Below are 17,510 nucleotides of genomic sequence, written 5' to 3'. Positions count from 1 at the left end.
ACGGTTCTTGTCGTACGCCGGGTCTAGAGTTCCCGACGTGAGCGAAGACGCCCTGACCCCCCGTTTGCTGCTGCTCGACGGTCACTCGCTGGCCTACCGCGCCTATTACGCGCTGCCGGTGGACAACTTCAGCACCGCGACCGGCCAGGCGACGAACGCGGTGTTCGGCTTCACCTCGATGCTGATCAACATGTTGCGCGACGAGAAGCCGACGCACATCGTGGTCGCGTTCGATGTCTCCCGCATCTCCTTCCGCACCGAGATCTACCCGGAGTACAAGGCGGGCCGGTCCGAGACGCCCAAGCCGTTCCTCGGTCAGGTCAGCCTGATCAAGGAGGTGCTCGAGGCGCTGCGCATCCCGGTGGTGGAAAAGGCGGGCTACGAGGCCGACGACGTGATCGCGACGCTCGCCACCCAGGCCCGCGCCGCCGGCATGGAGGTGATCATCTCCACCGGCGACCGGGACGCGTTCCAGCTCGCCGAGGAGCACGTCACGATCCTCTACCCGGTGCGCGGCGTCTCCGAGGTGTGGCGCATGACGCCTGAGGCGATCGAGGCGAAGTATTTCGTGCCCCCGTCGCGCTACCGCGACAAGGCCGCCCTGGTCGGCGAGGCCAGCGACAACCTGCCCGGCGTGCCCGGGGTGGGCGACAAGACCGCGGCCAAGTGGATCAGCGAGTACGGCGGCCTGGACGGCATCGTCGCCAACGCCGACAAGATCAAGGGCAAGGCGGGCGACAACCTGCGCGCCCACCTCTCCGCGGTGCTGCTCAACTACCAGACCAACAAGCTGGTCTGCGACCTCGAGCTGCCGCTGCGCCCCGAGGACGTGAAATGGCACGGGTGGGACCGCGAGGCCGTGCACCAGGTCTTCGACGCGCTCGAGTTCCGGGTCCTGCGCGAGCGGCTGTATTCGTACCTCGAGGCCGTCGAGCCCGAGGCCGAGGCCGGCTTCGACATCTCGGCCGCGGTGCTGGGCGCCGGCGCCGTCGCGGGCTGGCTCGACAAGCACGCCCTGGGATCGCCGGTCGGCGTCGCGGTCACCGGCACCTTCGGCCGCGGCACCGGCACGCTCACCGGCATCGCGGTGGCCACCGGCGACGGTCCGGCCGCCTGGTTCGACCCGGCCGCCCTCGACGAGGCCGACGAGCAGGCCGTCGCGCGCTGGCTGGCCGACCCCGACCGGCCCAAGGTCGTGCACGACGCCAAGCCGGCGCTGCTGGCCATGCGCGCCCACGGCTGGCGCCTCGAGGGCGTGCGTGTCGACACCGCCCTGGCGGCCTACCTGGCCAAGCCCGACCAGCGGGCGTACGACCTGGTCGACCTCGCGCTGCGCTATCTCAAGCGCGAGTTGCGCGTCGAGGAGCACGACAACGAGCAGCTCACCATCGACGGGCTCGGCGACCAGGGCGCGGCCGAGGAAAACCTGATGCTGCGCGCCCGGGCCACCCTCGACCTGGCCGACGTGCTGACCGAGGAGCTGTCCCGAGACGAATCCACCTCCCCTGATTCGCCTGTCGGCCAGGGTGCTTCGCAGACCCTGCTCACCGAGGTCGAGCAGCCGCTGTCGCGGGTGCTGGCCGAGATGGAGCACCTGGGCATCGCCGCCGACACGCAATACCTCTCCGAGCTCGAGGCGCACTTCGCCGCCGAGGTCAAGGCCGCCCAGCAGGCCGCGCACGAGGTGGTCGGGCGCGAGTTCAACCTCGGGTCGCCCAAGCAGCTGCAGGAGATCCTGTTCAACGAGCGGGGCCTGCCCAAGACCAAGCGCATCAAGTCGGGGTACACGACCGACGCCGACGCCCTGCAGAGCCTGTTCGCCCAGACCGGCGACCCGCTGCTGGCCCACCTGCTGCGCCACCGCGACGTCGCCAAGCTCAAGTCGACGGTCGACGGGCTGCTCAAGTCGGTCTCCGACGACGGCCGCATCCACACCACGTTCAACCAGACGGTCGCCGCGACCGGCCGGCTGTCGTCGACCGACCCCAACCTGCAGAACATCCCGATCCGCACCGAGGAGGGCCGCCGGATCCGCCGCGCCTTCGTCGTGGGTGAGGGCTTCGAGCAGCTGATGACGGCCGACTACAGCCAGATCGAGATGCGCATCATGGCGCACCTGTCCGGCGACGACGCGCTGATCGCCGCGTTCAACTCGGCGTTCGACTTCCACGCGGCGACCGCGTCCTCGGTCTTCCACGTCCCGGTCGAAGAGGTGGTCCCCGACCAGCGCCGCAAGATCAAGGCGATGAACTACGGGCTCGCCTACGGCCTGTCCGCCTTCGGCCTGTCCAACCAGCTCAACATCCCGACCGACGAGGCCAAGGGCCTGATGGAGGAATACTTCGGCCGCTTCGGCGGCGTCCGCGAGTACCTTCAGGCCGTCGTGCGCCGCGCCGTGCAGGACGGTTACACGGCCACGATCCTGGGCCGCCGGCGCTACCTGCCCGACCTGTCCAGCGACAACCGCCAGCGCCGCGAGATGGCCGAGCGGATGGCGCTGAACGCCCCGATCCAGGGCTCGGCCGCCGACATCATCAAGGTCGCCATGCTCCGCGTCGACGCCGCGATCAAGGAGGAAGGCCTGCGCTCCCGGATGCTCCTGCAGGTCCACGACGAGCTCGTCTTCGACGTGGCCCCCGGCGAGCGCGAGGTGCTGGAGGCGCTGGTCCGCCGCGAGATGGGCGGCGCCCACCCGCTGTCCGTCCCGCTCGAGGTCTCGGTCGGCTCCGGCCGCGACTGGAACGGCGCCGACCACTGACCCGCCAGGCGGGTCGCGCCCCACGCGGCGGGTCGCGCCCCCGCCGGGCTTTCGTCGCGGGCGTTCGTTTCGCGTGCGGGCAGCGGCTGCGGGCTGGCCTTTGCGAGTGCCCGTTGCCAGCAGGTGCTGTGCGGGCGCCCGGCCCGGGCCTCCGCCCCGGCCGGTTTGCGCCGGGCGTCCGACCCGGAGGCCGGTCGACGGCGGGCGAGTGCCGCCCACTGTGGGCCGGCGTTTGCGTGTGTGCCGCCATTGCGGGGCGGCATGTGCGGTGCGGGGTCGCCCCTGCGGCGAGCCTTTGCGGGCGCCTGCGCGCTTGCCGCCATTGCGGGCGGGCTTTTGGCGCGGGTGCCCGACGGCCTTCGCAGTGCAAGCGCCTGTCCTTGCGCGGCCGACGCCGCTTGGGTTCCTGTGCGGGGGAGTCCGCCCCCGGACGGTGCCGAGCCCGCGTGGGCGCGGCGCTGTGAGGCTAGTGACGGGATGCTGTGAGATGGCTGCGCACGTGCCGGGTGCGGTGTCGTCCTACAGGTTGTAGATGTAGATTCTGCGCGGCTGGACCGGAGAGCGGAGGTGTCGTGGTCGGCGAGAATTGCCGGTTCGGGAACACGACTGACCGGCGTGTGCGATGTGGTGGGTTGGGGCCTTCGGAAAGGCTGGGCCGATGGTGAGCAAATCGACCGGGGACGCCGCCGCGGCGCTCGACGGCCCGCCGATCGCGCGTGGTCCGATGGACCCGGCGCAGGCGACGAGGTTCGCCCCCATGTTCAAGGCGCTCGGCGACCCGGTGCGGCTGCGGCTGCTCTCGATGATCGCCTCGGCGGGCGGCGGTGAGGTCTGCGTGTGCGACCTGACCGGCGCGTTCCACCTGACCGGGCCCACGATCTCGCACCACCTGCGGGTGCTGCGCGAGGCCGGCCTGGTCGACAGCGACCGGCGCGGCACGTGGGTGTACTACCGGCTGATCCCGGCCGGCCTGACCGTGCTGGCCGCCCTCCTCGACGCCGGAACCTTCATCTCCGGCGTCTGACCCGCCGAACCGGCCGCCCACTCCCGGTGATCCGTTCCTGGACGTGCCGCGCACCTTCGTGCTCGGTCATGCTCGCGTCCTACCCGGCAGCGGATCGGGATACGGCGATCGGTGCCGCGCCGCCACGATCGGAGAAACGGCGATCGGCGCCGCCGCGCTCTGCCGCGGGCAGGAGAAACGGCAGTCGGTGCCGTCCCGCCCCGCGGCGGTCCGGAAACGCGGTCAGTGGCGGGGTGGGTTGGCGGGCGGGGGCGCCGGCAGGTCCGCCACGAAGATCGCGGTTCCCGGGAACAGGCGGCCGCGCAGCGGACTCCACTGGCCCCAGACCTGCTCGTGGCCGGCCGGCCACTCCGGCTCGATCAGGTCGCGGAGCACGAAACCGGCCGCGACCAGCTCGCGGACCCGGTCGCCGAGGGTGCGGTGCTGCTCCACGTACGTCGGGCGGCCCTGGTCGTCGACCTCGACGTAGGGCCGGCGGTCGAAGTACGAGTTCCGCGCGATCAGGCCGGTCTCGTCCGGCTCGTCCCAGAAGATCCAGCGCATCGGGTGCGTGATCGAGAACACCCAGGCGCCGCCGGGGCGCAGCACCCGGGCCACCTCGCCCATCGCGGCGCCGGAGTCGGACACGAAAGGTATCGCGCCGAAGGCGGTGCAGACGACATCGAATACGCTGTCCGCGAACGGGAGCGCCAGGGCGTCGGCTTGCACGAGCGGCACGCGTACGCCGGAACGCTCCTCGCCCGCACGCGCCTGCCGCAACATGCCCGCCGAGAGATCCATGGCAACCACCTCGGCGCCCTGGCCGGCCAGCCAGCGCGCGCCGGAGGCCGCGCCCGCGCCCAGCTCCAGCACCCGCCGGCCGCGCACGTCGCCCAGCAGGCGGGCGTCCGCCTCGCGCAGGCCCTCGGGGCACCACACGAAGTCGACGTCGCCGAGGAAACTGCCGTGTTCTGCCTGGTAGTCGTCGGCGTCAAGATCCCACCAGGAGCGGCTGGCGCGGCGGCTCTCGTCGTCGGTCACCGGGCGGCGGACCACCGACGTCTCGGTCTCCGGGACGGCCGTCCCGGGACTCGGAATTTCGATCACCCGACCTACGGTACGTCAGCGCGCTCCGCCGTCCTGATTTCGGCACATTACGGGCATGCTGCGGAGTTTCCACCGAACATTGTGCCGCCGTGGTCAGGAGGGCTTGCAACCTGTGGTAATGCGCACGGTAAGCTAGTCGATGCGCTCGCGGATCGTGTGCCTCGGCAGGGAGCAGGCTCCGTGGTCGTCGGTCGCAGCATGATCGACTGCAAGGATCTGATCTTTCCCGGTCCGGTCTTTCTTTCTCGGTTGTGCCGTGCCCGGCGGCAGTTCCGGCGGGCGCGAGAGACACCACAATCCATCCGTTCGGAGCAACTGTCCACATGACGAGCAGCATCGAGGCCACCTCGAGCGCCAACCGGGTCACCGTCGACGATCTCGGCTCTGAGGAAGCTTTCCTCGCCGCCATCGACGAGACCATCAAGTACTTCAACGACGGCGACATTGTCGAAGGCACCGTCGTCAAGGTCGATCGGGACGAGGTCCTGCTCGACATCGGCTACAAGACCGAGGGCGTGATCCCCTCGCGCGAGTTGTCGATCAAGCATGACGTGGACCCCGCGGAAGTGGTGTCGGTCGGTGACCACATCGAGGCTCTTGTTCTCACCAAGGAGGACAAGGAAGGCCGCCTGATCCTGTCCAAGAAGCGCGCACAGTACGAGCGCGCCTGGGGCACGATCGAAAAGATCAAGGAAGACGACGGCGTCGTGCGCGGCTCCGTCATCGAGGTCGTCAAGGGTGGCCTTATCCTCGACATCGGTCTCCGCGGCTTCCTGCCGGCCTCCCTGGTCGAGATGCGCCGCGTCCGCGACCTGCAGCCGTACGTGGGCCGTGAGCTCGAGGCCAAGATCATCGAGCTGGACAAGAACCGCAACAACGTGGTCCTGTCCCGCCGCGCCTGGCTGGAGCAGACGCAGTCCGAGGTGCGCACCGAGTTCCTCAACAAGCTGCAGAAGGGCCAGGTCCGCAAGGGCGTCGTGTCCTCGATCGTCAACTTCGGCGCGTTCGTCGACCTGGGCGGCGTGGACGGCCTCGTGCACGTCTCCGAGCTGTCCTGGAAGCACATCGACCACCCGTCCGAGGTCGTCGAGGTCGGCCAGGAGGTCGAGGTCGAGGTGCTCGACGTCGACCTGGACCGCGAGCGCGTCTCGCTGTCGCTGAAGGCGACGCAGGAAGACCCGTGGCGTCAGTTCGCCCGGACCCACGCGATCAACCAGATCGTGCCGGGCAAGGTCACCAAGCTGGTTCCGTTCGGCGCGTTCGTCCGCGTCGACGACGGCATCGAGGGCCTGGTGCACATCTCCGAGCTGGCCGAGCGGCACGTCGAGCTGCCCGAGCAGGTCGTGCAGGTGGGCTCCGACGTCCTGGTCAAGGTCATCGACATCGACCTGGAGCGCCGCCGGATCTCGCTGTCGCTCAAGCAGGCCAACGAGGGCTTCGTCGAGGGCGAGGAGCACTTCGACCCGACCCTCTACGGCATGGCCGCGACCTACGACGCCGAGGGCAACTACATCTACCCGGAGGGCTTCGACCCGGAGACGGGCGAGTGGCTCGAGGGCTTCGAGAAGCAGCGCGAGGCGTGGGAGAAGCAGTACGCCGACGCCCGCGAGCGCTGGGAGGCCCACACCAAGCAGGTGCAGGCGTCCCGCGACGCCGACGCCGAAGCCGCGCTCAACCCCGCCCCGGCCGCCGCGCCCGGTGGCGCTGCCACGTCGTCGTCGAGCTCGTCCAGCTCGCCGGCCCCGGCGCGCGCCGCCGAGGAGCCGTCCGGCACCCTGGCCACCGACGAGGCCCTCGCCGCTCTGCGCGAGAAGCTCGCCGGCGGCAAGAACTGAGGTAGCAGCCGCAGCAGCAGCCGAAAAGGCCGCTCCGACTCCGGTCGGGGCGGCCTTTCGCCGTCCTCAGGCACCGCCACCGCAACGTCGATGAATTGCGGTGCGCCGCGAACGGCAAGTCATCAACGATGAGGTGTGGTGCGCTGCGCGCGGTAAGTCATCAACGATGAGGTGGCGGCGGCTGGGGACGGCAAGTCATCAACGATGAGGTGCGGTGCGCTGCGCGCGGTAAGTCATCAACGATGAGGCGGGGCGCGCGGGGTGCGGGAAGTCTTCAAGATCGCGGGTGAGGAGGAGACGCGGCTCGGGCGAGCGACGATACTGGAGCGCGTGCTGAGGGTCGGTTTGACGGGCGGGATCGGGGCGGGCAAGAGCGCGGCGGCGCAGCGCCTCGCCCATCACGGTGCGGTGATCATCGATGCGGACAAGCTGGCCCGCGAGGTGGTGGCGGCCGGCACGCCGGGGCTCGCCGAGATCGTCGAGGCGTTCGGCGCGGGCGTGCTCACCGCCGAGGGCGAGCTCGACCGGCCGGCGCTGGGTGCGAAGGTCTTCGGCGACGAGGCGGCCCGCCGCCGGCTTGAAAAGATCATTCATCCACGCGTACGGGCTCGGACCGTCGAAATGACGCAGTCCGCGCCGCACGACGCGATCGTCGTCAACGACGTGCCGCTGCTGGCCGAGACCGGCCTGGCATCGTCGTACCACCTGGTCTTGGTCGTGGAAACGCACCGTGACCTGCGCCTGCAACGTCTCCATGCAACCCGCGGCATGTCGGCGGAGGAGGCCCTCGCGCGCTTCAGCGCGCAGGCCGACGACGCGCGGCGCCGGGCCGTCTGCGACGTCGTGATCGAGAACAACGGCACTCTCGAGCAGCTGCACGGGCAGATCGACGTGCTGTTCCGGGAACGACTCGTGCCGTTCGAGGAGCATGTGCGGCTCGGCCGGAGCGCGCCCGCCGGCCACGAGCTCCACATCGCCGACCCCGACCCGACCTGGCCCGAGCAGGCGGCGCGGCTGATCGCCCGGATCCGGCACGCGGCCGGGGCGGACGCCGAGGTGGAGCACATCGGCTCGACCGCGGTCCCCGGCCTGCCCGCCAAGGACATCATCGACCTGATGCTGGCCGTGCGCACGCTCGACGAAGCCGACGCGCTCGCCCCCCGGCTGGCCGAGGCCGGTTTCCCGCGGCGCGACGGGGAGTGGGCCGACAATGCGCGCGGCCTGCCCGGCGAGACCTGGCCGAAGAGGCTGCACGGCAACGCCGACCCGGGCCGGCCGGTCAACCTGCACGTCCGGGTGACCGGGTCGCCGGGGTGGCGGTTCGCCCTGCTCATGCGGGATCACTTGCGCGCCGTGCCGGCGGCACGCGAGGAATACGCATCGGCGAAGGCTCAGTGGGCCATGCAGCACACCGACCGATTTGCGTACGGCGACGCGAAGGAGCCCTGGTTCGACGCGGAGGCGCACGCGGCCGACGATTGGGCGGAGGAGACGGGTTGGACGCCCGGGCGCTGACGAGAAGGGGCGCTCGCGGCGGCCGGTCTGCGCTCAGCGCGACCATCGTGGGAGCGCCTCCGGAGAGCCGGGGCGCATCAACCACGAGCCGATCGGACGGACCGTGTGGTGATCCGTCAGCGATACCGGGCGGCCGCCGCGAGCGGCCTACCCGAACAGGCTAGGCGAGGCCGGCGACGGCGGACAACAGCGGGAATGTGCACCCTCAGCACGGGGTTCGCAGAAGTTGTCATACCCCCGACGTACGGTTGGACCCATGGCGCTCGACATCCCAGTGCTCGACGGCCGATTCGAGGTCGTCAGTGAATTTCAGCCCGCCGGTGACCAGCCGGCGGCCATCGACGAGCTGGAGCGACGGGTCCGGCGCGGCGACCGCAACACAGTGCTGCTCGGCGCCACCGGCACGGGCAAGAGCGCGACCACCGCGTGGCTGATCGAGCGGCTGCAGCGGCCCGCGCTGGTGCTCGCCCCCAACAAGACGCTCTGCGCGCAGTTGGCCAAGGAGTTCCGTGAGCTCCTGCCCAACAACGCCGTCGAATACTTCGTCAGCTATTACGACTACTACCAGCCCGAGGCGTACATCGCCCAGACCGACACCTACATCGAGAAGGACTCCTCGGTCAACGAGGAGGTCGAGCGCCTGCGTCACTCGGCGACCATGTCGCTGCTGACCCGGCGCGACGTGATCGTGGTGGCGACCGTGAGCGCGATCTACGGCCTCGGCACTCCCCAGGAGTATGTCGATCGCGCCGTCCGGCTCAAGGTCGGCGAGGAGGTCGATCGCGACAAACTCCTGCGCCGCCTGGTCGACATCCAGTACTCGCGCAACGACATGTCCTTCCAGCGGGGCACGTTCCGGGTGCGCGGCGACACGCTCGAGATCATCCCGGCGTACGAGGAGCTGGCCGTCCGGGTCGAGCTGTTCGGCGACGAGGTGGAGAAGCTGTACTACCTGCACCCGCTCACCGGTGAGGTGATCCGCGAGGTCGACGAGCTGATCATCTTCCCGGCCACGCACTACGTGGCCGGCCCCGAGCGGATGGAGCGGGCGATCCGCGACATCGAGGCCGAGCTCGAGGAGCGGCTGGCCGAGCTGGAGCGGCAGGGAAAGCTGCTCGAGGCGCAGCGGCTGCGCATGCGCACGACCTACGACGTCGAGATGATGCGCCAGGTCGGCTTCTGCAACGGCATCGAGAACTACTCGATGCACATGGACGGCCGGACGTACGGTGAGCCGTCGTTCACCCTGCTCGACTACTTCCCCGACGACTACGTGACGATCATCGACGAGTCGCACGTGACGATCCCGCAGATCGGCGGGATGTACGAGGGCGACGCCTCTCGCAAGCGGATCCTCATCGAGCACGGCTTCCGGCTGCCCAGCGCCGCCGACAACCGGCCGCTGCGGTTCGACGAGTTCCTCGAGCGGGTCGGCCAGATGGTGTTCCTTTCGGCGACCCCCGGGCCGTGGGAGATGCAGCAGGCGCAGGGCGAGTTCGTCGAGCAGGTGATCCGGCCGACCGGCCTGGTCGACCCCGAGGTGGTGGTCAAGCCGACCAAGGGCCAGATCGACGACCTGATGCACGAGATCCGGCTGCGCACCGAGCGCGACGAGCGGGTCCTGGTGACCACCCTGACCAAGAAGATGGCCGAGGACCTCACCGACTACCTGCTGGAGAACGGCATCCGGGTGCGCTACCTGCACTCCGAGGTCGACACGCTGCGCCGGGTCGAGCTGCTCAAGGAGCTGCGCAAGGGCGACTACGACGTGCTCGTCGGCATCAACCTGCTGCGCGAGGGCCTCGACCTGCCCGAGGTGTCGCTGGTCGCGATCCTCGACGCCGACAAGGAGGGCTTCCTGCGCAGCGGGCGCTCGCTGATCCAGACGATCGGCCGCGCCGCCCGTAACGTGTCCGGCCAGGTCCACATGTACGCCGACAAGGTCACCCCGTCGATGCGCGACGCCATCGACGAGACCGACCGGCGCCGTGCCAAGCAGATCGCGCACAACGAGGCCAACGGCATCACCCCGCAAGCGCTGCGCAAGAAGATCCACGACATCCTCGACGACATCTACCGCGAGGCGGAAGATACCGACGCCACGGTCAACAACGGCCCGATGGTCGGCGGCGGCGGCCGGCAGATGTCGCGCGGCAAGGCGCCGGTGCCCGAGACCCGGTCCAAGGGGCGGGCGTCGGCCGGCGCGGCCCGCGAGGGCATGGCGCGGGCCGAGCTGGCCCAGCTCATCCAGGATCTGAACGACCAGATGCTGGCCGCGGCCCGGGAACTGCAGTTCGAGCTGGCCGCCCGGATCCGCGACGAGATGTCCGAGCTCAAGAAGGAGCTGCGCGGCATGGATATGGCAGGCGTGAAGTAGGCAGTGTTGGCTAGCCTCGCCGGGTGACTTCGGACGGGACCCGGGCGACTCCTGACTGGACGACGCTCGATGGGCTGGCGTTCCCCTGCGAGGTTGCCGGTGGGCTTCCGGCTGCCTTGGTGCGGCTGGCGGAGCGGTGCGTGCGAGCCGATGGCGGGATGCCGCTTGCGGTGGAGCCGTGGTTTCTGCGGCGGCGGTGGGCCGCGGCGGGGGGACGGACCTTCGCGCTGCGCGGGGACGATGGCGAGTTGCTCGCGGCCGGAGCCGTGTGTCCGGCCGGCGACGGGGTGGTCGTGACCGGTCTGGTCGACCCGGGCGCGCGGGGGCGTGGGCTGGGCGCCCGGGTCCTCGATCGGGGACTCGCTCTGGCGGCCGGCGTTGGCTCCGAGCGGGACGGCGATGTGGCCCTGCCGGTGACGGTGACCGTTGAGACCGAGTCGCTGACCGAGGAGGGCGCGGCGCTTTTCGCCTCCCGGGGGCTTCGGCAGGTCTTCGCCGAGGACGTCATGCGGATCGAGCTTGAGGATCCGGCGTCCGCGAGCTGGCCGGTCGGCACGGTGGTGAGCGAATGGTCCGGCGACACGGCTGGGCGGTTCCATGGCGTCTACCGGGAGTCGTTCAAGGACCGGCCGGGGTTTCCGGATGAGGCGGCGGCGGAGTGGATCGCCGAGTATGCCGAGGACGACGAGTTCCGGCCGGGGTGGTCGGTGCTGGTCAGTCTGCCCGGGCTGGGCGACGCCGGGTACGTCACCGCGGCGCTCGGGTGGATTGTGCAGGTCGGGGTGGTGCCGCAGGCCCGCGGGCGGGGGGTCGGGGCGGCGCTGGTGCGGGAATCGCTGGGCCGGATGGCGGCGGACGGGGCGAGCGAAGCCTGGCTCAACGTCAACGTCAACAACCCGGGGGCCGCGGCGCTGTATCGGCGACTGGGGTTCGCCGACCGGGGGCAGCGCGCCCGCTACACCAACGAGCTAGCCTCCTAGGAAGCCCGAGGTGCAGCGGCGCGGGTCGCGGCAGAGGCCCGACGGGTCGGGGTGATCGCGTGGAGCCCTTGGTGCGGATCAGCCCGGCGGTCGCGGCAGGGGCGCGACGGGCCGGGTGATCGCGTGGTGGCAGCCGCCGGAGGCGGGGGACCTGGCTGTGTGGTTTGGGGACTGGGTCGAGTCGTACCCGTCAGGCTTTTGCGCTCTGTAATTCGCGCTTTCGATCCCGGCTGGATTTGGCCAGGCTGGCGAGAGTGGCGACGCCCAGCGTGCCGATGATGACGAGCAGGCTCAGCCAGATGGGGATCTCGGGGGCCCAGTGCACGCCCTCGCCGCCGTTGATGAACGGCAGGCTGTTGGTGTGCAGGGCCTCGAGGAAGAGCTTGGCGCCGATGAAGGCGAGGACCGCGGCCAGGCCATAGTTGAGGAAGACCAGGCGCTCCAGCAGGCCGCCCAGCAGGAAGTACAGCTGGCGCAGGCCCATCAGGGCGAAGACGTTCGCGGTGAAGACCAGGTACGGCTCTTTGGTGATGCCGAAGATCGCGGGGATCGAGTCGAGGGCGAACAGCAGGTCGGTGGTGCCGATCGCGATCATCACGATGAGCATCGGGGTGAACAGGCGCCTGCCGGTCATCGACACGGTGGTCAGGCGGCCGTCGCCGAACTTCGACGAGACCGGCAGGGCCCGCTTCGACCAGCGGATCAGGATGTTCTCCTTGAAGTCGTCCTCGTCGTTCTCGCCCTCCTTCAGCAGCGTGATCGCGGTGTAGACCAGGAACGCGCCGAAGATGTAGAAGACCCAGGAGAACTGGGCGATGAGGGCGGCGCCGGCCGCGATGAACAGGCCGCGCATCACCAGGGCCAGCACGATGCCGATGAGCAGCACCTTCTGCTGCAGATGCCGCGGCACGGCGAAGCGGGCCATGATGATCACGAAGACGAAGAGGTTGTCGACGCTCAGCGAGTACTCGGTCAGCCAGCCGGTGTAGAACTCACCGGCGGGGGTGCCGCCCGCGACGATCCAGACGCCGATGCCGAACAGCACCGCCAGCCCGACGTAGAACGTGACCCAGCCGCCCGATTCCTTCATCGAGGGTTCGTGCGGTCGCCGGCCGATGATCAGCAGATCGACGGCCAGGACGGCGACGAGGGCGATGAGGGTGACGATCCACACCCAGGCGGACACGATCAACGAGGACCTCCGGCAGACACGGTTCGGCGCCGCGCCTGCTCGGGAGAGCTAGCACAGCGACGTGCGGCTGTCGGAGGTCTCTTCCGCCACCCGCGATGAAGCGGGTGACCGCCGGCCCCGGGTTCACCCACCCGGGTGTTCCGTGTTGACGAGACCGGCGCGAGGGAATACTCCCCTCCTACGGCAGCCATTGTGTCTCATGACGAGGCCCAATGGCACAGCACCCCGGAAAAGCGTGGCGGGGCTCTCTGCCCGTAACGCCCATCCGGCTGTTCATTTCTTACCAGCCTAGCCCTTATCGGACCGGCGGGCTCCCGTCTGCTCCCAGGTGAAGATGAGTGACTTCGGCCTGCTCGCGGTCGGAGGCCCGCCTTCGGCCGCTACTGCTGCTGGTGCTTGCGGCGGGCGGCCTGCCGGCCCCGGGTCTGCTGGTCGAGGATGACCTTGCGGATCCGGACGGCGGACGGGGTGACCTCGACGCACTCGTCCTCGCGGCAGAACTCGAGGGCCTGCTCGAGGGAGAGCTTGCGCGGCGGGATCAGCTTTTCCGTCTCGTCGGACGTCGACTGCCGCATGTTGGTGAGCTTCTTCTCCTTGGTGATGTTGACGTCCATGTCGTCCTGGCGGGAGTTCTCGCCGACGATCATGCCTTCGTACACCTCGGTGGTGGGCTCGACGAACAGCTGGCCGCGCTCCTGGAGGTTGGTCATCGCGAACGCGGTCACGACGCCGGCCCGGTCGGCCACCAGCGAGCCGTTGCTGCGGGTGCGCAGCTCGCCGAACCAGGGCTCGTAGTCCTCGAAGAGGTGGTGCATGATGCCGGTGCCGCGGGTCTCGGTGAGGAACTCCGTACGGAATCCGATCAGGCCACGGGCCGGGACCAGCCACTCCATGCGCAACCACCCGGTGCCGTGGTTGGTGAGCTGCTCCATGCGGCCCTTGCGGGTCGAGAGCAGCGTGGTGATCGGGCCCATGAACTCGTCGGGCGCGTCGATCGTGAGGCGCTCGACCGGCTCGTACACCTTGCCGTCGACGATCTTGGTGACCACCTGCGGCTTGCCGACGGTCAGCTCGTAGGACTCGCGGCGCATCTGCTCGACCAGAATCGCCAGCGCGAGCTCGCCGCGGCCCTGCACCTCCCACGCGTCGGGGCGCTCGGTGGGCAGCACGCGCAGCGACACGTTGCCGATCAGCTCGCGGTCGAGGCGGTCCTTGACCATGCGGGCCGTGACCTTGCCGCCCTTGGCCCTGCCGACCATCGGCGACGTGTTGGTGCCGAGAACCATCGAGATGGCCGGCTCGTCGACGGTGATCAGCGGGAGGGGCTGCGGGTTCTCCGCGTCGGCGAGGGTCTCGCCGATCATGATCTCGGGGATGCCGGCGATGGCCATGATGTCGCCCGGGCCGGCGCTCTCGGCCGGCTTGCGCTCGAGCCCCTCGGTCATCAGCAGCTCGGAGATGCGTACGTTGCTGATCGTCCCGTCGGTCTTGCACCACGCGACGGTCTGCCCCTTGCGGATCCGCCCCTCGTGCACGCGGCACAGTGCGAGGCGGCCGAGGAATGGCGAGGAGTCGAGGTTGACCACGTGGGCTTGCAGCGGCGCGTCCTCGTGATATGTCGGCGCGGGGATGGTCTCGAGGATCGTGGTGAACAGCGGCTCGAGGTTGTCGCTGTCCTGCGGGACCGTGCCGTCGGCCGGCTGGCCCAGCGAGGCGATGCCGTCGCGGGCGCACGCGTACACGATCGGGAAGTCGATCTGCGTCTCATCCGCATCAAGATCGAAGAACAGGGCGTACGTGTCGTCGACGACCTCCTTGATCCGGGCGTCGGGGCGGTCCACCTTGTTGATCACCAGGATGATCGGGAGGCGCGCCTGGAGTGCCTTGCGGAGCACGAAGCGGGTCTGCGGCAGCGGGCCCTCGGATGCGTCGACCAGCAGCACCACGCCGTCGACCATGGTGAGGCCGCGCTCGACCTCGCCGCCGAAGTCGGCGTGGCCGGGGGTGTCGATGATGTTGATGGTGACCGGGTCGCCGTCGACCGGCTGATAGCTGATGGCCGTGTTCTTGGCGAGAATGGTGATGCCCTTTTCCCGCTCCAGGTCCATGGAGTCCATGACGCGATCGGTCATCTCGCCGCGCGCATGTGACTGACCGCCCTGTCGGAGCATGGCGTCGACCAGGGTGGTTTTGCCATGGTCGACGTGAGCGATGATGGCGACATTGCGGAGGTCGGTGCGGGTCTGCATGCCTCCCATTGTCCCCGGCCTCGGTTGCTGCTACGGGTTCGGGGTCAATCGACGTGACGTGCTCCGGATCTTGCGCGCTTTGCCCGGATCAGGGGGCAGCGCCGGGTGGCCGGGCCCTGTTAGCGTTCGCGGTCGGCGTCTCACGGGGAGGTTCAGCGTCGATGGGTTCACGGTGGAAAGTGCTGGCGGCGGCGGTCGCGCTGGTCGTGGCGGCCGGCTGCGGGCTGACCGGCGGCAAGGACGGGGACGCGGCATCGGTCGCGGCCAACGAGCCGACCTTCGAGCCGACCAGCGAATCGCCGACGCCCATCGAGGAACCGACGACCGAGCCGCCGTCGGCCAAGCCGTCGAAGTCGGCGACGAAGAAGGCCAAGCCGAAGCCGTCGAAGACCACGCCGACCGGGCCGGTCAACAACTTCGAGCACGCCGCCTGCTTCCACGTCGAGGGTAAAGCGGTCAGCAAGAAGTCCGCGAAGTCGGCGCTGAACGCGGCCGCCGCGAAGCATTACTGGCCGACCAGCGCGCCCAGCTTGACCGTGCCGTCGGACGTGGTGCGCGCGGTGGCGTGGAACGAGAGCGGCTGGCAGTCCAACGTCGTGAACTGCGACGGCGGCTTCGGCCTGATGCAGCTGATGCCGGACACGGTCTCCATGATCAATAACCGCTTCGAGCAGACGTACGACGTGAAGGACTACAAGCAGAACGCGATCCTCGGCGCGAACTACCTCGCCTGGCTGACCAAGTACATCGGCGACAACTACTTCGGCGGCAACTACAGCCTGTCGACTTCCAAGTGCTCGTCGACGTCGTCGTGGTGCCTGCTCAACACCGTGATCGCGGCGTATCACGCCGGCGTGGGCACGATCGAGCAGGCGGCATCCAGTAAGAAGCTGCCGAGCACCCAGTACGTGTACGTGGTGCGCTCGCTGATGAAGTCCTGCTTCTGCGACACCTACTGACCGGCCGGATTTCGTCGCGAGCTACACTTGCTCCGAAACCCGGGACTCTGTTTTGACCCGCCCGTGTGAGCGGTTGTAAGGTCCCGGGGTTGTCGTGTGTTGATTTGAAGCTGGCGAGCTGCGATTTCTCGGCTTGCAGCTCACCCTAAGGAGCCCTACGCAATGCCGCCCAAGAAGAAGACCCATGAGGTAACCCTCGCGCTTGAGGCGGGTAACGCCGCGATGGTCGACCTCGGCAAGATGCTTGGTCCGACCGGGGCCAACATGCGTGCCGTGAAGGTGGAGTACGACGAGGCGACGGCGAAGAACCGTGGCGAGATCATCCCGGTGATCGTGTCGGTCTACGAGGACCGCAGCCACACGCTGGCCTACAAGACCCCGCCGACCAGCTTCCTGATCCGCAAGGCCCTGGGCATCCAGTCCGGCGCGTCGAACCCGTTGACGCAGACCGTCGGCACGCTCAGCGAGCAGCAGATCAAGGAGATCGCGGAGCGCAAGCTCCCCGACCTCAACGCGAACGACCTGGACGCGGCCATCAAGGTCGTCGCCGGCACCGCCCGCTCGATGGGCGTCAAGGTCCCCTGACGCGGTGACCCGGCCGGCGAGATGATCGCATCGGTCGAGTAACAAAGCACAAGAAAGGGCCCCCGTTTCGGGGGCCCTTTCTCGTGTCGTCGGACGGCTGTGCGGGCGCGTGCTGGGTTTGGGTGGCGGTGCGTGTCAGGCCGTGCCGTGCCGTTGCCGGGCTGGGCCGGGCGGCCGGGGTCTGCCGTGCCGGGTCGCTATGGTGCCTTGCCGACGATCTCGTCGATCAAGCCGTATGCCACCGCCTCCTCGGCGCTGAGCGAGCGGCCGGCCGCCAGGTCGTCCTCGACGCGGCTGCGGGTCTGGCCGGTCACCTCGACCAGGCGGAGCACGACCTCTTCCAGCTCGCGCAGATGCTGGCCGGCGGCGCGGGTCACCTCGTCGGCCGTGCCGGTCACGCCGGCCGCCCGGGGCTCGGTGAGCTTGAAGCGGGCGTGGCGGTAGGCCAGGCGCTTGTCGGCCGCTGCCAGCACGGCGACCACGGCGCCGCCGGCCTGCGACGTCACCAGGGCGTGCACGGGGGCGGCCATCGCGTCGATCACGTCGATCACCGAGAGGGCGGCGCTGAGCTCGCCGCCGTCGCCGGCGATGTGCAGCTGGATCGGGGCCGGGCCGGCCGCGTCCAGCGTGAGCAGGGCGGCCGAGACGGCGGAGGCGCTCTCGTGGGTGAGCTGGCCGCGCACCATCACAATCCGCTGGTCGAACAGGCGCTCCTCGAGCCAGCCAGGCAGGGCGGGGCCGGCGCCCGGATGCGGCGGCGGCCACGGCTCGGGTGAGTGGTGCGGCGGCTGGCCCCAGCGCATCGGATCGTGTCGCAGATTCACCGATACCTCCATCCGTTGGGGCCAGCCTAGCGAGGGCAGCACCCGGCATCGACCGCTTCTGCTGTGGGCAGAGGGGCTGGGGCGCCGGCTCGGGGGGTGATACGGTCTAGACAGTCTGGACAGGAG

At 69.5% G+C, this 17,510-nt stretch carries 12 protein-coding genes; 8 read left to right on the top strand and 4 right to left on the bottom strand.

What is annotated here, in order from left to right; genetic code table 11:
• The first annotated feature begins 37 nt into the window (after nt 1-37).
• Together polA and ACFQS1_RS04260 are read left to right on the top strand one after the other, a co-directional pair.
• A complete protein-coding gene (polA, locus tag ACFQS1_RS04265; protein ID WP_378964717.1) occupies nt 38-2,758 on the top strand; it encodes a DNA polymerase I in 2,721 nt (906 codons plus the stop codon).
• Nucleotides 2,759-3,482: 724 nt separating this feature from the next.
• Nucleotides 3,483-3,782, top strand: a complete 300-nt coding sequence (locus ACFQS1_RS04260) for an ArsR/SmtB family transcription factor (protein WP_378965017.1) — start codon at nt 3,483-3,485, stop codon at nt 3,780-3,782.
• 222 nt (nt 3,783-4,004) lie between these two features.
• Here ACFQS1_RS04260 and ACFQS1_RS04255 read toward each other — a convergent pair whose 3' ends face one another.
• Nucleotides 4,005-4,868 carry a class I SAM-dependent methyltransferase gene (locus ACFQS1_RS04255; protein WP_378964716.1) on the bottom strand — a complete coding sequence of 288 codons (864 nt, stop codon included), beginning with the start codon at nt 4,866-4,868 and terminating at the stop codon, nt 4,005-4,007.
• A gap of 323 nt (nt 4,869-5,191) precedes the next feature.
• Here ACFQS1_RS04255 and rpsA point away from each other — a divergent pair, with 323 nt between their 5' ends.
• From rpsA to ACFQS1_RS04235, 4 genes are all read left to right on the top strand, one after another.
• The gene (rpsA, locus tag ACFQS1_RS04250; protein ID WP_378964715.1) at nt 5,192-6,703 is read left to right on the top strand and encodes a 30S ribosomal protein S1; all 1,512 of its coding nucleotides are present in this window, start codon (nt 5,192-5,194) and stop codon (nt 6,701-6,703) included.
• 330 nt (nt 6,704-7,033) lie between these two features.
• Complete coding sequence (coaE, locus tag ACFQS1_RS04245) at nt 7,034-8,218, top strand: dephospho-CoA kinase (RefSeq protein WP_378964714.1); 1,185 nt, start codon at nt 7,034-7,036, stop codon at nt 8,216-8,218.
• A 256-nt stretch (nt 8,219-8,474) separates the two neighbouring features.
• On the top strand, nt 8,475-10,595 hold the full coding sequence (gene uvrB / locus ACFQS1_RS04240) for an excinuclease ABC subunit UvrB (RefSeq protein WP_378964713.1): 2,121 nt from the start codon (nt 8,475-8,477) through the stop codon (nt 10,593-10,595).
• Nucleotides 10,596-10,753: 158 nt separating this feature from the next.
• The gene (locus tag ACFQS1_RS04235; protein ID WP_378964712.1) at nt 10,754-11,575 is read left to right on the top strand and encodes a GNAT family N-acetyltransferase; all 822 of its coding nucleotides are present in this window, start codon (nt 10,754-10,756) and stop codon (nt 11,573-11,575) included.
• Between the two features lie 190 nt (nt 11,576-11,765).
• Here the strand turns inward: ACFQS1_RS04235 and ACFQS1_RS04230 are convergent, their stop codons facing one another.
• The gene (locus ACFQS1_RS04230; RefSeq protein WP_378964711.1) at nt 11,766-12,767 is read right to left on the bottom strand and encodes a TerC family protein; all 1,002 of its coding nucleotides are present in this window, start codon (nt 12,765-12,767) and stop codon (nt 11,766-11,768) included.
• 380 nt (nt 12,768-13,147) lie between these two features.
• Nucleotides 13,148-15,016, bottom strand: a complete 1,869-nt coding sequence (gene typA / locus ACFQS1_RS04225) for a translational GTPase TypA (protein ID WP_378964710.1) — start codon at nt 15,014-15,016, stop codon at nt 13,148-13,150.
• A 161-nt stretch (nt 15,017-15,177) separates the two neighbouring features.
• Between typA and ACFQS1_RS04220 the strand changes: the two genes are divergently transcribed.
• Nucleotides 15,178-15,975 carry a transglycosylase SLT domain-containing protein gene (locus ACFQS1_RS04220; RefSeq protein ID WP_378964709.1) on the top strand — a complete coding sequence of 266 codons (798 nt, stop codon included), beginning with the start codon at nt 15,178-15,180 and terminating at the stop codon, nt 15,973-15,975.
• Between the two features lie 162 nt (nt 15,976-16,137).
• Nucleotides 16,138-16,560, top strand: a complete 423-nt coding sequence (locus tag ACFQS1_RS04215) for an uL11 family ribosomal protein (protein ID WP_378964708.1) — start codon at nt 16,138-16,140, stop codon at nt 16,558-16,560.
• A 197-nt stretch (nt 16,561-16,757) separates the two neighbouring features.
• On the opposite strand, the gene ACFQS1_RS04210 is transcribed toward ACFQS1_RS04215, so the two are convergent.
• A complete protein-coding gene (locus tag ACFQS1_RS04210; RefSeq protein WP_378964707.1) occupies nt 16,758-17,384 on the bottom strand; it encodes an ATP-dependent Clp protease proteolytic subunit in 627 nt (208 codons plus the stop codon).
• Nucleotides 17,385-17,510: the final 126 nt, after the last annotated feature.

The organism is Paractinoplanes rhizophilus, assembly GCF_042664765.1.
Taxonomy (GTDB): Bacteria; Actinomycetota; Actinomycetes; order Mycobacteriales; family Micromonosporaceae; genus Actinoplanes; species Actinoplanes rhizophilus.
The sequence above is the reverse complement of the archived record's forward strand: the minus strand, read 5'-3'. Positions and strand labels throughout refer to the sequence as shown.